Annotated in this window: 2 protein-coding genes; both read right to left on the reverse strand. The window is 72.6% G+C overall.

Annotation, left to right across the window (positions count from 1 at the left end; all coding sequences use genetic code 11):
* Positions 1-618: 618 nt before the first annotated feature.
* On the reverse strand, positions 619-1,236 hold the full coding sequence (locus tag AC31A1_RS50690; protein ID WP_489659797.1) for a TetR/AcrR family transcriptional regulator: 618 nt from the start codon (positions 1,234-1,236) through the stop codon (positions 619-621).
* Between the two features lie 64 nt (positions 1,237-1,300).
* The gene (locus tag AC31A1_RS50695; RefSeq protein WP_489659798.1) at positions 1,301-1,867 is read right to left on the reverse strand and encodes a hypothetical protein; all 567 of its coding nucleotides are present in this window, start codon (positions 1,865-1,867) and stop codon (positions 1,301-1,303) included.
* Between the last annotated feature and the right edge of the window lie 96 nt (positions 1,868-1,963).

The raw sequence follows: 1,963 nt of genomic DNA on the forward strand, positions 1-1,963 counted from the left end.
GCCGTGAGGTGGGCGAGTGCTTGGCTGGAAAGGCAGGCGGGCGTTCGGCCGGAGGGCGGGCGAGTGCTTGGCCGGAGAGGCAGGCAGGCAGGCGTTCGGCCGTGAGGTGGGTGAGCCTTTGGCCGTGAGGTGGGCGAGCCTTTGGCCGTTCAGCCAGAGGTCGATCCAGCTGCCTGCGCCCGACCCGGGACCGTCCGGCACCCGCTGCGGGGCAGGCGTATGGCCCGAGGGCCGACCGGTCGCCGCCCAGAGCCGGCCACCCGGAGCGGAGGTCAGTCCAACACCCGCCGTGCGAGGCACACGCAAGGCCCGAGGCCCGCCCAGTAGCCGCCGCAAGCCAGCCACCCGGACCCGCAGGCCAGTCCAACACCGCCGCACGAAGCAGGCGCACGACCGGAGCCTGCCCGGTCGCCGCCGATGCCGGCCGCCCGGACCGCAGGCCAGTCCAACACCCGCCACCCGACGTGCGGGGCAAGCGCACGGCCCGAAGTCCGCCCGGTCGCCGCCCAGAGCCAGCCGCCCGGACCGCAGGTCAATCCCACACCCGCCGCGAGGGCAAGCGCGCGACCCGATGCCCCCCGGTACCCGCGGAGCGCCACGCGGTGCCCGGGCCGGAGGTCAGTCCAACACCCGTGCCAGATACGCCCGCAGCATCTCCCGCGTCTCCCCGATGACCTTCTCGTCGCCCTCCGGCGCGACCCGGAACGCCAGGTGGACGAGGGCGTCGGCGGTCTCCACGGCGATCAGGAAGGTGCGGCGGAGGTCCTCGTCGGGCTCGCGGGCGAGGTAGCCGGAGAGGAGGTCGGTGAGGCGGTCGGCGACCCGGATGTTGGGTTCCGCGTGGCCCGAGCCGATGGGGATCTGGTTGCCGAAGTCGACGAGGGAGAAGCCGGGGGCAGTGCGCTTCATCGCGAGGTACTCGTCCAGGACGGCGTCCACCGCCATCCGCCAGCCCTCCGCGCCGCTCTCCTTGAGGCGCTCGGTGACCCGCTCCGTGTAACGCTCCAGGTTGCGCTGCGCGAGGGCGTCGGCCATCGCACGCTTGTTCCCGAAGAAGCGGTAGACCGAGCCGATGGGGACGCCGGCGCGCAGGGCCACGGCACGGGTGCTCAGCGCGTCGTAGCCGACCTCGTCGAGCAGGTCGGCGCAGGCGTCGAGAATCCTGGTCAGCCGTTCGGCGCTCCGCCGCTGCACGGGCGCACGCCGGAGCGATGTCGTGTGGGGCACGGGCTTCATGATGCCTTTCCGCCGCGGTCAGGTGAAGCTCGTACCTGCGTACGGAATTGGGTGTCCGTAGCACTCATTTCGACCCCTGCGCAGGTGTGGAGCCGGAGCTGGGGACCTTGCTGCCGTCGGGCGTGGCCGACGCCGACGCTGTGATGTCCGCCGTGCTCTCCACCGGTTTGCCGTGCACGGCCCACACCGTGCCGTCGTCGGCGTAGAGGCGCGCGGTGACGTGGTGGGTGCCGTGCGGGACGAGGTCGGCCGCGAGGCGGTACTCGGGGACGCGGAGCCGCGCGACGGTGCGGCCGTCGACGAGGAGGCGGACGGTTCCCCGGCCCGCGACCGCGACCGGCTTCGCGCCGGCGGGCGAGAAGCGGAAGTCGTGCACGGTCAGCGTGACGTCCCAGCTGTCGTCCGCTGCGTCGGGCTCCACCTCGACACCGACCTCCGGCGCGCCCTTCTTGTCCACTTCGCGGTAGTGCCGGCCCTGCTCGTCGGTGTCGTCGAGCACTTTGCCCACCGGCGACGGCGACACCCGGTCGCCCTTCCGCGCATGGGCGTCACCGGAGCCGCAGCCCGCCGATCCGGCCAGCAGCAGGGCACAGACCGCGAGCGCGGTGAGGAGTGCGCGCGACCACGACATGCGGGGGAGAGTAGAACACCGGTCCGACAGCCGGATCCCCCTGGAGGCTGGTTCTTGGTCTCCATTAGTCGGATTTTCCGGCCGCACCCCATCTTC

The sequence above is a fragment of the Streptomyces sp. P5F9 genome (assembly GCF_057961495.1).

Bases quoted from the DNA above. Each gene is read 5' to 3' on its own strand.
- AC31A1_RS50690 (WP_489659797.1), bottom strand. From the start codon at position 1,236: ATGAAGCCCGTGCCCCACACGACATCGCTCCGGCGTGCGCCCGTGCAG.
- AC31A1_RS50695 (WP_489659798.1), bottom strand. From the start codon at position 1,867: ATGTCGTGGTCGCGCGCACTCCTCACCGCGCTCGCGGTCTGTGCCCTG.